Genomic DNA, 20,699 nt, shown 5'->3' with positions numbered 1-20,699 from the left:
ATATTTCGGCGGGTCAGTCGTTGCATCTATTTCAACGCTATTTTAACAGCTCCCTGACAACCAAGCCGGGTCTGTAACTTCTCATCTGAATTTTGTAAATGAGCAAAACACCGACAACTTTTTCTCCTCATTTGAGCAATTCAACTGTACGAATTTCATCCATTTACTATGCTTACTGAACCCAATACTGATTCAGAAAACCTGCACAGTTTGTATCGTGTGTTTCGGAGGAACAAGAACATGTTTTATTCACGTAAACGGATGCACCTTATACTCACTTGGGTGTTAGGTATATCGATCACTGGCTGCGGGGGGGGTGGTTCTGACAGCTCCCCTTCCACACCTTCTACGCCAAGTACGCCGCAAAATAGCGCACCTACAGTCACTATCAGTGGTGAAAGTTCAGCACAAGAAAAAAAAGAAGTTACGCTCACAGCACAAGCCTCTGACAGCGATGGCACAGTAAGCACATTTGCATGGCAAATTGTTGCAGGACCAACAACAACGCTATCTAATGCCAACACAAATACTGTCACTTTTACAACCCCAGATATTTCCGAAGACACCACAATGACCTTACGCGTCACAGTTACCGATGATGACAACGCATCGGCGAGCGCTGACTTCAATCTCAGCGTCGCAAGAATTGTGAAGTCCGTAACCATCACAGGGCTTGTTACAGACGAACCGATCCCCAACGCGGCACTAACGGTATACGTAGGAGATCAAAGTTTTGAACTTGCAGCTGATGCCACTGGTACTTATACCTATCAGCTCGATGTTGACGAATCTATGGTAAATGATTTGGTGAGGATCCGGGCCAAGGGCGGTAGCACACAATCAGACGTCGAGTTTTACACTCAATTACCAAGTTTTTCGGCGATTGAAAGCCAAGCCGGTGAGGATGGAATCTTAAATAAAGATGAAAACTTCGGTGTAAACATCACTAACGTCACAACCTCTGAATATGCATTAATAACCCGAGAAATCGGCATCCCTGAAACCGAATCAGCGCTCAACAACGTACTGGTTGGGATTGACGCGGATGAAAAGCTCACACTCGCCGCACTGATAAAAATTGTGGTCGACGGAGAAGGTGATAACCAATTTAGCCTCCCTTCAGGCGTAAACTCTACTTTTGAGCTCGTGTCTTCGCCAACTGCCGTCACAGAGTTAACAGACACCATAAATGATAAAAACCCGACACTAATTGAAAGCACTAAGAACGACATTAAAGAAGATGGTGATTTAGTTGATAATAGCCAGTCAGACTTTAATGGCGCCTACTTAATTGGCTCTACAAAAACCTTTACGCCTAGGCTAGTGGAATCAACTTTTTTTACATTGCGGTTTTTTGAAGCCACATTTAATCAAGACAATACCGGTACATTTACCGACTACACCAGCGCTGATATGACCTGGAGTCAGGATGACAAGGGCCTTGTTTCACTTACTTTTTCTCCCGGTGCCATGAGTATAATCTACCCATGCAAAAACAATAATGGCGACTTTTTCGATTGCCAATACAAATACAAAAGCGCCTCGTTCACTGTATATGATGAAAGCCCAGTTGCAAAAGCCATCAGCATCACCTTTATTGGCGATGAATACTCCATTGACAGCGAAGGTAACGAAACCTTGCAAAACAGTGATGTCAGTCGCGCAGTAGATCTTTCCATGATAGGGAAAAACCAGACTATCACACCTGTTGCGACTAACTTCAGTGGTACTTGGTACATCGATGATCTGTTCGACTCAACATCAGGAGGCTTCGCCAGCAAAGTGACCTTTAATCAAGATGGTACTGGTATGGCACAAATGCGAGCAAACACCAGTCGAGCATTCACTTGGTCAATCACTGGTAATATATTGGCCATTACACTGGCTGCAACAGATGAACTTACTGCAAAAACCTTCAATTATTGGCTAATCAAAAGTATTGAGTCTGGATTCCAGTTTTGGGCGACCACAGATAAAACAGAAACAGAAAAATACAGAAGACGCTTTGGTTTAATGATGCCTGAACAAGAGGTTACATTAACTGAAAGTGATATATTGGGCCGTCTTAGATCATACTTAGGTGTAGATTATGCATCGAATGGTTTTAGAGATAATTACATTAATGGCACGTCATATTCAAACTTGGTAGATCGATACTACATTTGGAGTATATCTGGTAGGTCGCTAAATTTCATGAATTACCAATATAACTCGAGTTACAACGTTGTGCGCCAATGCCCTGAAAATGCCACTAGTGATATGTGTAAATTGTATAATCACATGCAATATGAGGTTATCAGCACACACGGCGATATCTGGTATGTACGGAGCCAAGACTCCGTTATTAGTGGCACTGAGGTGGAACATTCATACATTACGAAGTTAAGGAAATCAGCCTCAACGCTCGATAAGTTTGAGTATTACTGGCTGAACAGCAGCATCTTATTTTTCATTGAAAATCAGCAAGTTCTTTCTAACTGGTTTTACACTGAAACGAGTGAAAATGGTAGCACTAGTCGAAAAGTACTACTTAGTACCGATGATGTTGCTGATTACTCTATTGCTGATGGCAAATTACGTATCGACCAAATGGGCTCAGTAGGTGTTACTGAAATCCAAGCATTTGATAGAGATTACTTAAAAGTGTGTGGTTACTTTGAAGGCACCACTTGCGAGCAAGGTGAGGTGAGAAACCTCTATTTTGATTTCTCGACCGCGTCACGAAACAATCAAACCCCACCGCCAGCGACCATGCAATACGCCATAAATGGTGCTTGGTATCAGCCTAGTTCACCCAACTTTGTCATTATCATCAGAGATGGGGTTTGGGTACATATGGAAATAGATACAACCAATGATCCAAGCGGCTCTACCGGCATGGAAATAGGGTCACTCAGCTGGGATGAAACCAGTAAGGATCTCTCTGTTGATTTAGTCATCGACCAAAACGGCGAGTTTGGCTATGACCCCAGTTTATCGCACAAAGCCAGCGTCGAAGGCAATACGATGACCTTGGAGATCTCTGGTGAATCACCCGTTGTGTTTGAGCGGTTGCTTGACGAAAATGAACCCAGAGTTGGCGGTTTCGTAGAGTATCCACTTACCACCAGTAAAATTTGGGTGTCGGTATTTATGCCTGACAACAAGTTTTTTGAAGCAGAGTATGACCCAGCAAACTCTGACGGCCCAGGTATCAATTATGGCTCTTATACATACAATACCGATACTGGCTTGGCCGAGCTAACTTTTGAAGTGAATCAACTCAATACTGATGACGTGTCATTCTTTATGCATCAGGCAGGCCCTGATGTCATCCACTGGAAAGACAATGAAGAGTTAGGTGCTGTGGTGCGCACTAAATCGAGTAGCGACCAACCTTACTTTGACAGCATGAAAATTAGTTATGAGCGCTTTGCCTTAATTAATGGCGATACCACCAGCTATCTCGACTTTAAAAACGACGGAACGCTGGACTTTGTAAGCCAAGGTAAAAACAGGGCATTTACGTGGAAAATTGTCCTTGGGCAATTGCATTTACAAGCCGTCACGCCAAGTGCCGGGTTGGATGTGGAAGCGTATGTGATCACACCGACAAGCATGCTCGATGATGGTTGGAATGTTGACGTGATAAAACTTGAACACCCAACTGACTTTACTGACTCAACGAGCCCTGAACATCATTCAAGGTTTAGTGGCAGTATGCGCAGATAACGGCACAAAACATAGTTAGCGCAGCACTGGTGCTGCGCTAACTAAAATCAATACACAAAGGTATATTTATTGCTTAATTTTTCATAGTTGCGCAGTCGGGTTGTTTACTATGAAATTGACACAGGATGAGTTAAAACTACTTCATGAAGTTGTCGAAAGTCACAAAAGCAGTGAAGGTGAACTAATAGGTAGTGATGAGTCTTTGCCTGCATCTGAAGTCAAAAGGCGTCTTTATCAATTGTGGTTGGTTGAGCCGCTTGCTTTATACCTCGCCCATAACCAATACGCAGCAATAAAAGCGCTCAATATTCAAAGTGTTTTACAGGGTGATTTGGAGGATGAAAACGCTGCCAAAAATCAAAAAGTGACCACACTATTAGCGCTTATCAACAAGTTACCCGAAATTATTGATACCGGTAAATGCCCAAGAAACTGGCGGTTTTTCCCATCGCCTACCATTACGTTGGCACTCACGTATCCAAAAATTACCTGCCCAATCCAAAGCTTGTCTTTGTCGGGGGCCTGCATAGCCTCTTTTCCATTAAGCGGCAGAGAGCATTTGCAGCACTTTACCAACAAGCACGCATACTTAGAACTTGCGGACAATTTACATATTCATGTGTTTTTGGAACGCGCGATCGCGAGAGATGAGCATTATATTGCACTACAGTTTAACCAACACACTCGCGACAACCCTATGTTGAAGCTACTGGTGATCAGCCATTTTTTGCAGTCTCAAATATAAATATGATTGCGGCATGTTTATGCCGCAATCAACAAACTGGGTTGATATCTTAAAGCGTCTGATACAGTACTCTGGCAGCCAACAAAATGAATGCAGCGCCGAGGACCTTAGATATAACACCTTGTTTTGAGTTTAAATTAAAGCGGTCATTGGCAGATGATGCAGCAATCGAAACAAAAATAAACCAGATAGCGTCTATGATAAATACGGTAAAGCACATTAAAAATGCCACCGCAAAAGTCATCGCCTCTGGATCTATAAACTGAGAAAACAAAGCAACAAAAAAGATAGCCGTTTTTGGGTTAACAAATGCAACCGTAAACCCTTCTTTTGCCGCAATAAACCAATCTGTTTTTGCCGCAGAGTTGGTACTTGCGTCGTCGCTAGCGGAAGGTTTGCTGGTCAAAATCTTATAACCCAGATACGCCAAATAAGCAGCACCCACGTATAACAACGCAGTGTAAACCGCAGGAAACTGCGCAATCAAACTCGCCAGCCCCAGCACTGACAATGCCGCATAGCTACCAACACCCAACGCATGTGCCACACTCGCAGATATACCTGCGCTTGGACCACTATTTATGCTGTGTTTTAGTACAACAGCCAAACTTGGTCCAGGTGACATAGCGCCTAATGTGCAGATCAGAGCCAAACTGAGCCATGCTGATAATTCCATACTTACCTCCAATAAATGCAGGCGGCGAGTTTACCTAAATTAGCGGCTAGGTGTTAATAAAAAATTGCCAAACACCGCTGTTTTTCAGATAAATCTAACTACCCTGCTTATCAGAGCTCGGAATTGGGTTGCATGCAAGGCTGAGTTAGGTCCACTTTTGCAACCAAATTACTAATTGTGAATGACGAAGCCCATATACATTTTGGTACATTTTTTAGCTCTTTATTTTTTTGAAAGCTGTGTACGATAAAACTTCCATAACACGGAGGAAAACACATGTCTGACAATTTAGAAACCTTTAAAAGTCACGCAGTACCACTAGGTAAATTATTACTCCAAAGCTTTCCTAACGGAGCAACCCCAACATTTAGCACCGTACACCCCGACGCAAATTCGCCCACTGAGCAACAAGAAAACGCACTTAAAGAAGTCGTACACTTCTTTGTCAACGAAAAGCTTGCTCGTCAAAGTACGGTACAAATTGCACAAATCGTCTTAACCAAAGCCGGACTCAAGTTTCTTGGTCAAGAACTAGAAGCGTTAGATCTTAACGACAACTAATGAAAAAGCAGCTCATTTACCTGCCACACTAAAAACAAAGGCGCAGCTTACTTGCTATTTGGCTGCGCTATTTATTCACCATATCAGTCAATAAAAACAATCTTTTAAATGGCTTTATATGTAGCCTAAAACATAAGGCTTGTTACATATCACACTTGTAGTTCTAACTTCGAAATCCATGAGAAAAAGCATTTATTTGCTGTGACATAAACACTGCTGGCCGAAATAAACCACAACCCCAAATGGTTGAAACTAATGATCAGCAGAGTATTTGAGGTGCTCGTCTACAAGTAGCTTGTTTGCATCGTTCTATGCTCAGGATAATAGATTCAACTTATCACTCATCAAGATTGTTCGATTGATAGGCATCATTTTAAATAAATATTGCATGGCAAATGCTCGAGCAGTCATTCCATCAACCTGTAAACAACGTCCCTATTTAAACCCACTTAATTCTGATTAAAAAACAAGCATAAAGAAAAAATCCAGCATGCGATTTATTGGTTAGCCCAGCATAACCTTAAAAATCAATATTAATAACACTTAATCAATCTAAAAAACCGCATAAACCATAAAAAAATTTGGATGTTTTTTATCCAACCCAGGTGTTCAAATATTAACCACCATCATGCTATTGTGTTTTTGACCCCAATAAAGGTCCATATAAATTAAAATATCAATATAAGGATTAATAAAATGAATATAAAAAAAATTGCTTTAGGATTTTCTCTCGTTCTCAGTTCAAATATCGTTCTTGCTGGTGGTGGGCAGGCCGTTAACTGCCGTATGGAAAATACTGGTTATCAGAATGTTTATGAAGGACAAGTAAGTTGTTTAGCATCAATGCGTAATGGCAGGCTTGTGAAGTTGGAAGATTATATTTTCCCAACGGTGCATAGCTCGGTTACGATAAACAGACTGGTTGGAAATGAATTTCTAAATTGTACTGCAAAAGTACCTTTCTCACATGTACAGCCCATAACAAAAGAAGTATGTGACTATACACCTTATGTGAATGTATCTGCTCGTCAGTATAGTGAAGGCGAAGCTGTTTTTGAAATTAGTGCCAATGACAAAGATGGGCACATTCAATCCAGAGACGTTCGCATTAACGGGGCCTCAGTTAGCAGTCACTCAGATAGCATCCAAGTATATGGCGCTGTTGGTGAAACTTTCTATCTAACAATTACGGTGACTGATAATGACGGGTATTCTAGTTCCTCTTCAGCAGGCATAACTATCAAACGCTTTGGAAGTATCAATCCTTTATAACCAATAAGCGAGCTTAAAACCTACATTTATAGTCAATATGCAGCTTCCATTGATATAAATACCAACTTGAACTCTGTCAGCGACCTTGCAGAGTTCTTTTTTTCTGCCTCAAAGTAATGATAGTTTATGCCTTATTATCAATACTTTGAGGCATAAGTCTGGGAATCATCTAATCAATAGATAACTAAATAAAAATCACATCCTCCGGGACAAGTTCCGCGCGTCAAATACTAAATATACCTTTATAGTTCGTCATCGAATACCAAATCTATAAAGGTAGATTGCGAATAGGGATATCGCTGACGAACTGTGCTTTTTTACAATCAACATAGTCAAAATGTCTCCCCATCTTCCAACTTAAAAAGGAATTTACAGGTGTTATTACTGACACTCCCTGACACTCCGCTTTGCTTTAATTACTGCATCAACAACAAGGAGCAACTACCATGACTCAAAATATCATTGAAATTGTCACATTTAAGTTAAACTCAGGCGTCACTATCGAGCAGCTATTAGAAAAGAGCGCGGCATTTGAGGAGTTTGCCGAAAAGCAAAAAGGGTTTATTTATCGTTCGTTGGCCCAGCAAGCAAATACTGATACATTCATCGATATTAGCTATTGGGAATGTATGGAAGACAACCAGCACATGCAACGTGCTTTTGAAGAAGTTGAAGTGTGCAAAGCATTTTGTGCGCTGGTCGATAAAGAGTCTGTTGGCATTAGCCATCATGGGATACTACAGCAAAGCGAGTGTACTGCTTAATTAAACGAAGAGGTAAATTGTGCATAAATCAGAGCGACTATTTCAGCTGGTTAACCATTTAAAAGGACGTAAAGTGGCAGTCACAGCCAAGCAACTGGCTAACAGGTTGGCAGTGTCTGAGCGCACAATTTACCGCGATATTCAAAATCTACAAACATCAGGTGTGCCAGTCGAGGGCGAAGCTGGGATTGGCTACCTTATCAAAGATTGTGATCTGCCGCCGATGATGTTCTCCCCTCAAGAGCTGCAAGCTCTGCTCATTGGTAGCCGAATGCTGCAAGCATGGACGGATCCGCAATTAGCGCAGCAGGCCCACTCTGCCATCGCAAAAATTGAGGCGGTGTTGCCACCTCACTTAAAGCAACTAAGTGACAATCTGCCGTTTCTTGCAGTCGGTTTTACCCATGCAGAAAAAGATCAAAATCACAGCCAAATGATACGCTCCGCCATAGAATCTAAGCACCAGCTTTGTTTGAGCTACCAAGATGCGAAAGGCCAGCCGAGTAACAGAACTATCGAGCCATTGGGCCTTGTTTACTGGGGCGGAAAGTGGACAATCATCGCTTTTTGTTTATTGCGACAAGCGTATCGAGAATTTAGATTGGACAGAATAGATAGTCTTGAACAAATCGATGTGCAATTTGAGTTTGAGCAAACTAAAAGTATGGCCCATTACATCGAAATCGTCCGTTCAGAGCAATGCAAAACTTAAGTTGCTCAGTTTTTCTTCTTATAAGACCTGTAGCTGCCGCATTAAACAATGCAACAAAATTCACATTAAGAAGCAAAAACAAAACCATAAAAACACAATTTAAAACAATAAAAATACCCACCAAGCACACAATAAAAACAAATAAATAAATCGATAACATAAATTAACTTTAGCAACTTTTATTAAACGCAAATGAGAGTTGTTATCATTTGCCATCACTGTTAGTATGCGCGCTCTCTGCGAATAAACAATCATATTGCGAAGTTTGGAGTGTAATATGCAATTCTCTCGTTCACTAAATTCAAAAAGTGTTCTGGCAACAGCTGTTAAAGTTGCTTTACTAGGTGGTGTTGTGGCATCGGCGCATGCTGCTGACAAAGCCCAAGACGATATTGAGCGCATCAGCGTTTATAACAAACATAACGCACTGATCTTAGAATCAGGTACTGCGACTAAATCAAACATGGCGTTGATGCAAACGCCAGCGGCAGTAGTCGTTGTAGATAAAGACTTACTTGACTCTCAAACAGCAAATACGCTGCAAGATGCAATTAGAAACGTCAGTGGTTTTACTCAAGCTGGTAATAACTATGGTATCGGTGACAACCTTGCGATCCGTGGTCTAGGTGTAAACTACACTTATGATGGCATGTACGGTGGTGCAAGTCTTGGCAACAATTACAACCCAACTCGCTCTATGACAAACATTGAAAGCATGGAAGTACTTAAAGGTCCTGCAACGGGTCTTTATGGTATTGGTGCGGCAGGTGGTGTTGTCAACTTGATTGAGAAAAAACCACAGTTTGAAGAAGCTTACGAAATCAGCACAAAAGTCGGCAGCTGGAACACATATGGCTTGATGCTTGATGCAACCAACGCCATTACTGACGACTTAGCATACCGTGTGGTGCTTAACCACGAGCGCAGTGACGGCTACCGTGATCTACAACAGGACCGCGATGAAGTCTATGCAAGCCTTAAGTTTGAAGCGTCGAAAGACCACTCACTACTATTTTCAGCAGCCTATATCGATGATGCTGTTCAGGTAGATTCAATCGGTGACCCAGTACGTATCGTAAACTGGGATAGCATCAGTGGCGACCCAAGAAAGCTAACTGGTGCAGACTTGCCAAATGAAAGTAAGTTTACAACTGACGAAGATGGCAATATCAATTATTTAGGGATCCAGCTTACTGAAGCGCAGCGTGAACAACTAGCTGCTTCTATCTCTACAAGTGACGGCCTAAGACCGATTGATTTAGGTGACACAAGCCTAGTATCTCCACTTTCAACACCAAATGAAGGTAAAGAGCTGCGCTTTAAGCTTCGTCATGATTGGCACTTAGGTGAAGAGTCTACACTGACCCAACAAGTTTTATGGCGTCAATATGATTCAGAGCTAGTACGTCAAACAGGTGCATACAACTATGTTTATTGGGATCGCTCAAATAGAACACACGGTTCTATTATCAATGCGGATCCGCGCGCACCACTATTAACAGAAGATGGTCAGTTGCACCCATATGCTGCACGTCGTCAAGAGTACCGCCGCGCAATCTCGGATGAAAAGACGTGGCAGTACTTCGCGGACTTACAACTTGGTTGGAGCTATGGCGACATAAGTGGTGAGCACTTGTTCAGTGTAAACTACGAAAACCGCGATATGTCATTCAAACAGTGGTCTGCATATGACGCAGATGGCACTAAGTCAGACAACGCGATCCCTTATATCCTAGATATCCGCAACCCTAACTGGGGTACTGGCGAATTTATGGATTACGATCCAATTGTTAGAAGTAACTATGACAAGTCGCTGACAGCATACGGCATCAGTGCGCAAGAAGTACTTTATCTGACAGACGCGTTAACTGCGCGCGCAGGTGCGGCGTACACAACCATCGAGCAAGAGTATCAGCACCTAGGCACAGATCGTGTTCAAGGGATGAAGCCGGAAAATGATACAGATGACTCGGGTATGACTTATACATTTGGTATTAACTACCAGATCCTGCCAGAGCTATCAGCATTTGTTAATGTTGGTAAAGGTCGCACAGCATACGGCGTACTGTCATCAATCTCTGATGGCGTTGATACACCTAACCAGCCAGACTCTGAATCAGAAACACTTGATATCGGTATTCGATTCACAGCTTTTGACGAAGACCTACTAGGTTCAATCGTAGTGTTTGATACTAAACGTACTAACTTGCGTTACGGTAACCCTGATTACGATGACCAAAAAGGTCCTGAATTTAATGCGGGTATTCCTGAATTCAAGTACGACAACAATGAAACAACTAAGGGTGTTGAGCTTGATCTAAACCTTGCATTGGCTGAAGCGTGGAAGTTAAACGTTAACGCCACATACCAAGACGCTGTGTCTGTTCGTCATCAAGAATCAGATCCTGAAAAAAGAGAGTCTGCTAAAAAAGGTGTCCCAGAAAAAATGGCTGGTGCTTGGCTAACACACACGTTACCGCAAATAATGGGTGGCGACCTTGAGGTTAGCTTGGGTATGCACTACACCAGTGAGCGCACAGTAAACCACGTTTCTTTCGGCTTACCGACTGCGGTGATCGACGGTTATACTCGTTGGGATATGGCTGCGGCTTACTACTTTGACAACTACCATTTCCAACTTAACATTGAAAACTTAGCTGATGAAACTTACTACAGCAAAGCAATGTTCTTAGGTGGTTTACCTGGTAACGAACGCAACGCTAAACTGACTTTCAATTATCAGTTCTAAGTAGCGACAACAAAAGGCGGTAAATTGCCGCCTTTTAACTTTTCCAATGACAACAAGTTAAATTCGCAAGCCTCAAACCTTACCAAACAGCACCGTTTTTGCTTCCTCTTTCTAAAACAACACTTAAATACGCCTAGTTACTCATACATAAATACTCATCCGCTGTCTTGGTCTATAAATTGCTTAACTAACAGAGTGTTAATTCCAGTTTTGCCACCTTTAGGCAAAGTTTCTATTTCGCTTTCTAAGGCTCGGGTATGAATAGCATCTCAACGTTAAATCAAAATCGAATTTTTCAAGCTCAACAAAACACAGCGCAACATAGCATTGAAAAACATGCTCAGTTCGCCTCTTTGATGCAAGATGCACTCAACCCCAAACCAACTACCACCGACCCGGACCTCGTGATGCCCGTATCACTCAATACCAATTATGAGGAAATATCGGAACAAGCCAAAGCCTATTATGAACGTGCACTAGAAAACGCCAAGGAATACGTTAACCCCGATTTAGACGAGCGCTCGCAAGCAATTCAGCTTTATCAAGAAACCACAATCGGGATCATGGATATGCCCATTGAAGTTGAAATTGAACAACATGAGATTAACGAAGCGCTTCTATTTGGTAGTTTGGGCATCGACTTTCTAAAATACAAAGAGTTAGGTGTGCGTATTGAAATGCTCGATCTGATGGAGCAAGACATAAATAACTCCACTGAGCTACTTGCTTCAGATAAAGAAAAGCTCATTGCAGTGATTGATGAAAAACGCAGTATGCTTGAAATGCAACGTGAAGAGATGCTCTCTGGCACCTATATTGAGGAAGAACAGGAGCACAGAAAAGCGCTACAAAAACGTTTTGATTCTATCGACTTTAGTAAATAGTCATCTCGTCAACAATTGCCACATTACAGCTGTAAAGTGGCAATTGGACAACCCTCTGATCCGCTGATCTGTTGTTAATTTTTATTGTGCATCCAATTATTAGCCTCCATTTTATTACCACTTTTATATTCATCCATGTTGAATAATGCGCTGTTTTATATATTAATGTTTTCCGGTTTACCTTAAATAACAAACATATAACAACACATATGACGGAGCAATTCTAAACTTATAAGTAGTGGTATGATCATAGAGGTGCGTATGATTAAAAAGTTTGTGTTGGCCGTCACTATTCTCGTCTTTGCTAGTTTTGCTTTTTGGCTGTATCAAGACTTAACCAATGAGGACCGTAAATTTGCGGTGCAAAATAGCGCGCAAGCGCAAGCTAACCACTTACTGGACTTTAAAAGCCACATATCTCAAATAAAAAGACCCCAAGAGTATTATCAATTTCCTATTGCTGTAGACGGTATCGGACCAAATACCAGCTTGTACTCCGGTCCCAATCAATACCCATTTTACTGTATGTCTAGAGATTCCTTGCTTGGTCAGCCTGAAATAGACAATCATCAGGCGCTCGGTATACCTGTATATAAAGACGATAAAGTCATCGGATACAGTAAAGATTGTGGCGTCAAAACAAGAATTAATTACTATACATTGCTCAATAACAATAAGGGTTTTAAAGCTGTAAAAATAAACGATTTAAATACTGCAAAACAAACTAAAACGCCTTTATTTAGAGTCGAACAAGGTACCATTAACCGCTTTATCTATACGATCGTCATGCCCATTGAAGCCGCTGAAGTCGGTGATCGGCTTGCCAAAAGTAAATGGAACAAACGCCTTGTTTATCAATTCAATGGCGGCTCGGGGATTGGATTCAGGCAAGGCAGACAAAAAGCAGCGCGGGTCATGACACGACAAGCGCAACAGTTGCTGGATGGTTATGCCGTTATTAGCTCAAGTGGAAACAAAACCAGTTATACCTATAACATGCTATTGGCAGAAGACACTGCGCGAAGAGTGAAAAAGCAATTTACAAGCCTATATGGCAACCCCCTTTACACTGTTGGTGTGGGCGGTTCTGGCGGAGGGTTAGCACAATACTTAATTGCACAAAATAGCACTGGTATTCTTGATGGTTTGATCCCACTGTACAGCTATCCAGACATGATCACCCAAACCGTTTACGCGCTGGACTGCGATCTACTCAATAATTACTTTACCTTCAGAGCACAAGACAAAAAGGCTTGGCGCAACTGGGAGAGGCGCCGACTTATTGAAGGAATGAATGCCATTAACGGATTCCCACAAAAAGGCGGGTTTTTGCAGCCGATTAATCAACTCATGTCTGGATTTGTCCCAAGCTTCCCCAAAGGCAGTAGTGAATGTATCAATGGTTACTTTGGCCTATCGGCCTTTATCAACAACCCAAGGCAAGGTTTTATTAGAGAGCACTTTACACAATACGTTGTAGATCAGACTAACTGGAGTTATTGGCAAGACATGTCGCATGTATTTGGGGTAGATGAACATGGGCTTGGCCTCAGTACTTGGGACAATATTGGTGTTCAATATGGATTAAATGCACTCAAGGACAAAAAAATTACGATTGATGAATTTTTACACCTCAATGCTAATATTGGTGCTTGGAAACCCCAACACCAAATGAGACAAGAGGAAATAGTCTTACCTCTCGGTCACAAATTGCCAATCTGGCTCACTTTATGGGGTAACCACAATATCACCACCCCTATTGACGACATCGCGCCGAGACACAGCGGCTCAATTGAAGCCATGCAACAGGCCTATCATTCCGGACAAGTGTTTATTGGCGAAATCGACATACCTGTAATTGATGCGAGACACTATCTGGAAAACGAATTAGATATGCACCATATGTCTGCCTCTTTCTATAGTCGTTTACGCATTGAACAAGCGCGTGGCCACAGCAAAAATCACATTATCTGGGTTGCGCACAAAGATTATAACCCCACTAAACAAGCATTCGATATGATGGACGTTTGGTTAACTGAGTTGCAGTCTTCGAATACTCACGATGTACTTGGCGCAAAACCGGACGATTTACAAGACAGCTGCTTTGACCGAGATGGCTCTGTATTGGCGTCTGGTCAGGGCGTTTTCAATGGCAAATGGAACAATAGTGTAGAGGGTGCATGCCAAGCCCGTTTCCCTATGTTTAGTACAAGTAGAATTGAAGCTGGGGGTCATTGGGATGGAGCTATGTTCAAATGCCCGCTTATGCCAGTGAAAAAAGCCATTGAAAGCGGTGTATACGGTGCCATTGATATGTCCAAATATATGGATGATTTAAAAAGAATTTTTCCTCAAGGGGTATGTGATTACAATGGTGTAGATATGGGAATACCACGAGAATACATTTCGAGAAAAAACAGCGCCAATGAGGATGCTGAGTTAGGTTCAAACACGGTATTATTGACCAAAACAAGGAATTAAAATCAACCAGATATACAAAGTAAAGGCGGCCGAAAATAGTGACGTGCACTGATAGTATTATATTTGTCAGGTAGATCTTTTTATTTATTCATATTTTGGTCAATTTCCCTCATAGATTGTCGCAACGTGTGAATTGGTGCTTTCTCGGACAAAAATCCAACAGGCTTGCGCTTTGCTTGGAGCCCGCGTCAAAATTAACTCACAGATAAAATTAAAGTGCCAATGTGAATTTATAACCTAATGTAAATTATCATATTTTATGTTTTTATTATTGCTTAATTTAAAAATCCATTTTATATTCATATTGTTCCAATAAAGTGAACTAGATTTTTACCTGAACATGGAAGTTCAACTTAACTTCTCTGCATCACACCTAACATGCGATTAAATACGCAACAAATTTAAATTGTATAAAATTGTTATGTTGTATTTTAGTTTGATTAAAAGAATACTAATATTAGGTACACTTTTTAATCACGGGTACCAATATGAAACTAAAATCGTTCGCAGCTTTACCCCTTCTTCTTTTAGCAGGATGCTCCACTGAAACCACAGAGTCCAAGGATGTCAAAACAGAAGCCATCTGGGCCGATATTTATGTTACATCGCAAGGTAAAGATAGCCGTGTTATCGCAGAGCTCAATGTCAGTGGCAGAAATGGCAACAATATAAAGCTATCAGACAAAGACCGACTTGAGGCCAGCGCGGCAGGTGTTACTAAAGCTCTAGAAAGAGATGACGACTTTTTTGATATTGATTACCGTGCTGTGTTCAATATTTCCGAAGAAGGCACCAAATATACTGTGACCCTAACTAGGGATGCTGTGGGTGACGCGCTGACGACCACGCTGATTATGCCAAAGCCATTTACGATTATTACCCCTCAAGAAAATCAGTCTTTTCACAAAACAGATACACTCGAAGTTAGCTGGACGGATAGTAAACAAAATAACACCCAACTTGATGCAAAACTTACGATAAGATGCAAAAAAGATGATGGCAATGAGGCCAGTGTTGTTGAAAATTATATCGATACCAACGATGACGGTAGTTTGAGCATAGACTTAGCATCACTTGAAGGTCTCAATGACTCTGTACTCAATAATAAAAAGTCGTGCGAGGGTGAAGTATTCATGGAACGCTTTAACCACGGTACGTTAGACAGCCGATTCGCTGACAGCAGTCGAGCACGTGCGATACAACAACGTTATTCTAAAAAGTTTGAAGTTCGCATAAATTAGTCGTAAATAAAGTTCCTGAGCCCGAGTGTAATGTATTCCCACAAGTATTTTCATCGGGCTCTAACACACTACATGATGATTTCAATACCTGCATGTCACATGGCACCTCACCAAATACAATTATGCAACTGAAATCCCATGAAAAACTCTCGTTCAAATTAAAGCTATGACCGATGCAATGAGTTGCGGTGAGGTTTAGTTCCTGTCCCATTGTATAAAATAGCTCTAGAAGCAACATTAGGTTGATCAGCTTGCTATTTTAATCGCACCGCTACTCAAAACAGACCATTGCAGGTTGCTTGGCATTCTTTTGATAGCAAATAGTCACGCTTGTTAACTTGGTTTTATTGGTCAACCACGGGTAAACATGAAAGACATTGAGAGGTATCTATTTTTCGAAAACGCAAATATACACGCTTTCAATAAAGACAGGATGATTGAAGGTTTTTGAGTATTTTTGAGCGTTTTTATTTTTTAGCAGATAGGCCAAAGCAAAAAAAAGCCTATTCATTGAATAGGCTTTTCCACTCTATCTAATTATTGCTGAGCACAGTAGAGTCTCGCAGTTGAATTACAAGTTAGGTAAGTACTGCTCGACCTCCATGAAACATAAGTCTCACCTATATGGCCAACCCTTGCACCGACATTGACTGCGTATTTATCCCAAATAGGCGTACTTGTTGATGAGAAAGACTCACAAGCATTCCACTTATCGTTATCTCCCGCTGGCGTCATATTTGTCCATGCATTTCCACCTACCTGGCTGCCATTTTCATCAAGATCGATTGGAAGACTCAAGATGGCCGAAGGATCAAAGAAGGACGACCCTGGTGCAACAATTTGTCCGTCAACTCGATAATACGTATGGTTAGAGCTAATATCAGATGATGCTAGAGATGCCCCCACATTTAACAGTGCTTTATACGTCCCTGCAGGAGCCACACTACTTGCATCCGCTGCTGCTTGGCATTTAGCATCCGCACCAGAGCGACCTCCTAAGTTACCATCAAAAACTTGACTGGTCGCAAAGACGACTTTTACATTCTTCGGCGCATTCCCTTCAACAAAAAGGGCCCAGTATTCCGGATGGGTAGTTGGTTTAATATCTAAGCTATTTGGCACATCTTTCAATGCAATATACATATTGCCAGTGAAGTTTACTCTTGCAACTTCTCCGGCTTTGTAGGAGTTTGCCACATCCCAAACCAATTTCGCGGGATCAAATCTCACTACATTTGTAACCGCAGTATCAAGATCTGTCTTGTTTGCTTTTAAAGCAAGCGCTGAGTCGACCGAAGATTGGTTTGCTTTGCCCGCCAATGCAGTGTCCATATCAGCTTTATTTGCTTTTAATGCAAGCGCAGAGTCGACCGAAGCTTGATTTGCTTTACCCGCCAATGCAGTGTCCATATCCGCTTTATTTGCTTTTAAAGCAAGTGCTGAGTCGACCGAAGCTTGATTTGCTTTGCCTGCCAATGCAGTGTCCATATCTGCTTTATTTGCTTTTAACGCAAGGGCTGAGTCGACCGAAGCTTGGTTTGCTTTACCCGCCAATGCAGTATCCATATCCGCTTTATTTGCTTTTAAAGCAAGCGCTGTGTTGACCGCTGTTTGGTTTGCTTTATCAGCTAGCGCTGTATCCACATCCGTTTTATTTGCTTTTAACGCAAGCGCCGTGTCTACCGCAGATTGGTTTGCTTTGCCTGCCAATGCAGTATCCATATCTGCTTTATTTGCTTTTAACGCAAGCGCAGTGTTGACCGCTGTTTGGTTCGCTTTGCCTGCCAATGCCGTATCAACTGCCGCTTGGTCTGCTTTGAGTGCTAGTTTAGAATCCAATACAGTGATATCCGCTTTTGCACTTAGGGCTGTATCGAATGCAGCTTTATCTACTTTTGTTTCAAGTAAACCTGTCACAGTAATGCTGTTTGCCTTTGACTCTAAGCCAGAAGTAAATTCAGCTTTCGTCACATAGACAGTCAGATCTGGTAGGTCCGCTTTTAGTGCAAACTGAGACTCATCGTAACTTGCGCCCTTAGCTAATAGTTGCCACGGCTGTTGCAGGTTACCTTGAGGATCTGTTGGAGGTACAGCGACTGTATTTTGCGTTGCAATATATGCACTGCCCATGTAGGTGATCACATCACCAGCGACAAACTCAGTAACCAAGTTATAGCCCCCAGCAATAAACTGAATGCCCGTATCGCCTTTAGATGCAAATAACGCCCATTGTGCTGATGCGTCTTTCGGAGGCAAGTTTGCTTGCTCGCCAGCAGGTACCGCTACTTTTGCAATATAGGCACTGCCTTCATAGGTAACAACGTCGTCCTCCGAATAAGCGGCAGCTGAAGACCAAGCACCTACAACTTGTAGGCCTTTATCACCCTTCTGACCTTTTTCACCAGGTTCACCTTTTTCGCCTGGCGCTCCCGGTTCACCTTTTTCACCATCTTTACCATTGGCACCATCTTTACCATTTAGGCCATTCGCACCATCTTGACCTTTTTCACCCGGCTCACCTTTTTCGCCCGGTGCGCCCGGCGCGCCCGGTTCGCCTTTTTCACCCGGTGCACCTTTTTCACCATCTAGACCATCTTTACCAGCTAAGCCTGAGCCAACGCCATTGAATAATAGCAACCAACTGTTGTTTGTATTTGAGGGAGGAAGGTTTGGCTCATCACCTTCAACTACCGCCGCGATGGCCAGTCGAGCAACATAGGCGTTATTTTCATGAACAACAACATCATCAACTTGATAGGCTTCTGTCGCACTCCAGTTTCCTTTGATGCTTAAGCCGCGATCACCCTTGTCGCCTTTATCACCTTTATCACCTTTTTCACCTTGAATACCTTGATCACCCTTTTCACCGGGGATACCTTGAATACCCTGTGCACCTGGGTCGCCTTTGTCACCCTTCAGGCCTTGTAAACCTTGGTCACCCTTTTCACCTTGGATACCTTGCGCTCCTGGAAGACCTTGGATACCTTGAATACCCTGCTCACCTTTGTCACCTTTTTCACCAGCGGCGCCAGGCTCACCAGGAATACCTTGGATACCCTGTTCACCCTTAGCACCGTCTAAGCCATCTTTACCGGCCAGACCAGAGCCAACGCCATTAAACAATAACAGCCAACTGTTATTGGTGTTTGATGGTGCTAAATTTGGTTCATTTCCTTCAGCAACCGCAGAGACTGCGATTCTAGCAACATAGGCATTGTTCTCGTGTACAACAATATCATCTACGCTATACGCATCTGTTGCACTCCAATTACCTTTGATGACAAGACCACGATCACCTTTGTCGCCCTTATCACCTTTTTCCCCTTGAATACCCTGAATACCCTGCTCGCCTTTTTCACCTTTCTCACCGCGAAGACCTTGGATACCTTGGATACCTTGAATACCTTGGATACCTTGAAGGCCAGCATCACCTTTGTCACCTTTTAGGCCTTGCAAGCCTTGGTCACCTTTCTCTCCTGGGATACCTTGGGCACCAGCTTCACCCTTGTCGCCTTTGTCACCTTGCAGGCCTTGCTCACCTTTTTCACCTTGGGAACCAGCATCGCCTTTCTCACCTTGCAGACCTCTTTCACCTTGAAGCCCTTGCTCACCTTGCTGACCTTTAGCGATCAATAAAGTCCAAACTCCAGGAGAGGCGATTGGTGCCAAATTGATGCCTCCTTCAGCAGGCGCCGCGACTTCAACAACAGAAATATATACACTGCCTTCAAAAGAAACTACATCGTCAATGGCATATGCAGCGCTGCCACTCCACTCGCCTCTGACTTGTAAGCCTCGGTCCCCTTTTTCACCTTGGATACCTTGAACACCTTGCTCACCCTGTATGCCTTGTTCGCCCTTTTCGCCGGGCACACCTTGGATACCTTGCTCACCTTGGATCCCCTGAATACCTTGAATACCCTGGATACCCTGCTCACCTTTTTCGCCCTTTTCGCCTTTCTCACCAGCAGTGCCAGGAGCCCCCTGTTCACCAGGCACACCTTGAATACCTTGCTCGCCTTGTTCGCCCTGAACGCCTTGCTCACCTTTAGCGACCAATAAATTCCATACGTCTGGCGCTGATACTGGATCAAGATTTGTCTGCTCGGCTTCAGGGGCACTAATTGCTGCTACTGCAATATAAATACTTCCACCAAAAGAAACGACGTCATCCACTGCATATGCCGCAGCATCACTCCACGCACCTTTTACTTGCAGACCTTTTTCACCTTTCTCACCTTGGGCGCCTGTATCACCTTTTTCACCCTTTTCGCCAGCGGCACCTGTGTCACCTTTTTCACCAGGGGCACCTGTATCACCTTTTTCACCCTTCGCACCGGGTTGTCCATCAGCACCATCTTTACCATCAGCGCCATCTTTGCCGTCAACGCCGTCTTTACCATTAATGCCGTCAATACCATCCGCACCGCGCAGCCCTGTAGTGTCTCCTTTCCATTGACCATTTTCGTCAATGATGACATTACCACCAACGGAAACTGATGTAGCATCAACCTCACCTTCGACTTTACTGGCTACATCTGCGTAATAGGCACTTGGGACTGTATCAATGCTCAATCGCGGCGACATTTCCGTATCATCGCCAACCGTGATCCCTAGCTCTAGATCTTTGTTTTTAAAAATAGCTGCATCAATCGCATTGTTTTGGCCAAGTCTGATTGAGTAAGCGCCATCTGTAACTTCGACTGTTTCCGTTGACTCCCAAACAACCTGATCTTGTGAATACAATTTAAACGTCATAGAAACTGTGCCATTCACAGCTTCCTGAGTATTTGAATTAGTCAGTGTACCTTGGTGGTTAAGCTGAGCGGCAATTGCAGGCACGGAGATAGCGCTCACAGCTGCAAGTGCAACTGCTATCGCATTTTTAGTAAACATATATTCC

At 42.8% G+C, this 20,699-nt stretch carries 12 protein-coding genes; 10 read left to right on the top strand and 2 right to left on the bottom strand.

Features of this window, described 5'->3' with window-relative positions; translation table 11 throughout:
- Window positions 1-240 precede the first annotated feature (240 nt).
- A complete protein-coding gene (locus MHN81_RS05430) occupies window positions 241-3,711 on the top strand; it encodes a hypothetical protein (RefSeq protein ID WP_239425203.1) in 3,471 nt (1,156 codons plus the stop codon).
- A gap of 109 nt (window positions 3,712-3,820) precedes the next feature.
- Complete coding sequence (locus tag MHN81_RS05425; protein WP_023398185.1) at window positions 3,821-4,456, top strand: hypothetical protein; 636 nt, start codon at window positions 3,821-3,823, stop codon at window positions 4,454-4,456.
- 49 nt (window positions 4,457-4,505) lie between these two features.
- On the opposite strand, the gene MHN81_RS05420 is transcribed toward MHN81_RS05425, so the two are convergent.
- On the bottom strand, window positions 4,506-5,132 hold the full coding sequence (locus tag MHN81_RS05420) for a LysE family translocator (RefSeq protein WP_023398186.1): 627 nt from the start codon (window positions 5,130-5,132) through the stop codon (window positions 4,506-4,508).
- Between the two features lie 276 nt (window positions 5,133-5,408).
- Between MHN81_RS05420 and MHN81_RS05415 the strand changes: the two genes are divergently transcribed.
- From MHN81_RS05415 to MHN81_RS05380, 8 genes are all read left to right on the top strand, one after another.
- Window positions 5,409-5,693: a hypothetical protein gene (locus MHN81_RS05415; protein WP_239425202.1), complete on the top strand. Its 285-nt coding sequence runs from the start codon at window positions 5,409-5,411 to the stop codon at window positions 5,691-5,693.
- A gap of 696 nt (window positions 5,694-6,389) precedes the next feature.
- The gene (locus MHN81_RS05410; RefSeq protein ID WP_023398188.1) at window positions 6,390-6,965 is read left to right on the top strand and encodes a hypothetical protein; all 576 of its coding nucleotides are present in this window, start codon (window positions 6,390-6,392) and stop codon (window positions 6,963-6,965) included.
- 446 nt (window positions 6,966-7,411) lie between these two features.
- Window positions 7,412-7,729, top strand: a complete 318-nt coding sequence (locus MHN81_RS05405) for a hypothetical protein (RefSeq protein ID WP_023398189.1) — start codon at window positions 7,412-7,414, stop codon at window positions 7,727-7,729.
- Between the two features lie 19 nt (window positions 7,730-7,748).
- Window positions 7,749-8,441, top strand: a complete 693-nt coding sequence (locus MHN81_RS05400) for a YafY family protein (protein WP_239425201.1) — start codon at window positions 7,749-7,751, stop codon at window positions 8,439-8,441.
- Window positions 8,442-8,718: 277 nt separating this feature from the next.
- Window positions 8,719-11,190 carry a TonB-dependent receptor gene (locus tag MHN81_RS05395; RefSeq protein ID WP_239425200.1) on the top strand — a complete coding sequence of 824 codons (2,472 nt, stop codon included), beginning with the start codon at window positions 8,719-8,721 and terminating at the stop codon, window positions 11,188-11,190.
- Window positions 11,191-11,447: 257 nt separating this feature from the next.
- Complete coding sequence (locus MHN81_RS05390) at window positions 11,448-12,074, top strand: hypothetical protein (protein WP_239425199.1); 627 nt, start codon at window positions 11,448-11,450, stop codon at window positions 12,072-12,074.
- Window positions 12,075-12,335: 261 nt separating this feature from the next.
- On the top strand, window positions 12,336-14,555 hold the full coding sequence (locus MHN81_RS05385; RefSeq protein WP_239425198.1) for a DUF6351 family protein: 2,220 nt from the start codon (window positions 12,336-12,338) through the stop codon (window positions 14,553-14,555).
- Window positions 14,556-15,043: 488 nt separating this feature from the next.
- A complete protein-coding gene (locus tag MHN81_RS05380; protein ID WP_023398194.1) occupies window positions 15,044-15,796 on the top strand; it encodes a hypothetical protein in 753 nt (250 codons plus the stop codon).
- A 537-nt stretch (window positions 15,797-16,333) separates the two neighbouring features.
- Here MHN81_RS05380 and MHN81_RS05375 read toward each other — a convergent pair.
- Window positions 16,334-20,692 carry a DUF1554 domain-containing protein gene (locus MHN81_RS05375; RefSeq protein WP_239425197.1) on the bottom strand — a complete coding sequence of 1,453 codons (4,359 nt, stop codon included), beginning with the start codon at window positions 20,690-20,692 and terminating at the stop codon, window positions 16,334-16,336.
- Between the last annotated feature and the right edge of the window lie 7 nt (window positions 20,693-20,699).

It is taken from the genome of Pseudoalteromonas sp. Of7M-16 (assembly GCF_022347805.1).
In the GTDB taxonomy this organism is placed as follows: Bacteria; Pseudomonadota; Gammaproteobacteria; order Enterobacterales; family Alteromonadaceae; genus Pseudoalteromonas; species Pseudoalteromonas luteoviolacea_F.
Note: the sequence above shows the minus strand (reverse complement) of the source record. Positions and strands in the feature narration are given on the sequence as shown.